The organism is Roseateles sp. P5_B10 (genome assembly GCF_056400485.1).
Map to the genome: position 1 here is coordinate 1 of NZ_JBFULE010001372.1, position 858 is coordinate 858.

The 858-nt window shown below is 66.4% G+C and carries 2 protein-coding genes; both read right to left on the bottom strand.

Annotation, left to right across the window (positions count from 1 at the left end):
* Positions 1 to 121: 121 nt before the first annotated feature.
* Positions 122 to 685 (bottom strand): UbiX family flavin prenyltransferase, encoded by a 564-nt coding sequence (locus tag AC1DU6_RS33405; RefSeq protein WP_457323376.1) that lies wholly within the window; start codon positions 683 to 685, stop codon positions 122 to 124.
* Positions 685 to 858, bottom strand: a 174-nt coding sequence (locus tag AC1DU6_RS33410) for a glutaredoxin domain-containing protein (protein ID WP_477862637.1), incomplete at its 5' end; no start/stop codon positions are given. The genes AC1DU6_RS33410 and AC1DU6_RS33405, both read right to left, overlap by 1 nt.

The window sequence follows — 858 nt, forward strand, 5'->3', positions numbered from 1 at the left end:
GGTTTGGGATGGACTGCAAGGCGCAAACCACAGCCATAGCGGGCTATGGCGAGGATTTGCAACGCCGCAGGCCGCCCAAAGCAGGGATGCGCTGCGCGCGAGTGACTGGTTTAGCGTTTCCCTAGAGCCCGGCCCAGGACTTGGGCTGCGCTGCCGCGACGCCGGCCAGCTCCAGTACCCGCTCGGCGGTCTCGTTGACCATCTCCTCGATCGTCTTGGGGCGGTGATAGAAGGCCGGCAGCGGCGGGAAGCAGATGCCGCCCATTTCGGTCACCGCGACCATATTGCGCAAATGGGCCAGGTTGAGCGGTGTCTCGCGCACCATCAGGATCAGCCGGCGGCGCTCCTTCAAGGTGACGTCGGCGGCGCGGGTCAGCAGGTTGTCGCCAAGCCCGTGAGCAATCGCCGCGAGCGACTTCATCGAACAGGGCGCCACGATCATGGCGGCGGTCGCGAAGCTGCCGCTGGCGATGCAGGCGCCGATGTCTCCTGGCGCGTAGGCATGGTCCGCCTCGGCTTCCAGCGCAGAGCGGTCCAGGCCGAGTTCGTGATGGACGTTGAGGATGCCGGCGGGCGTGGCGATCAGATGGGTCTCGACGCCCAGCTCGCGCGAGCGGCGCAGCAGCCGCAGCGCATAGGCCGCCCCGGTTGCGCCCGTCAGCCCGACGACGAGCCTTTGGGTCATCAGGAGGCCGTCAGGGCCTGCTGCAGCTCACCCGACTCGTACATCTCCATCATGATGTCCGAGCCGCCGAGGAATTCGCCGTTGACGTAGAGCTGGGGGATGGTGGGCCAGTTGGCGTAGTCCTTGATGCCCTGGCGCACTTCCTCGTCCTCGAGCACGTTGAAGGTCTTGAG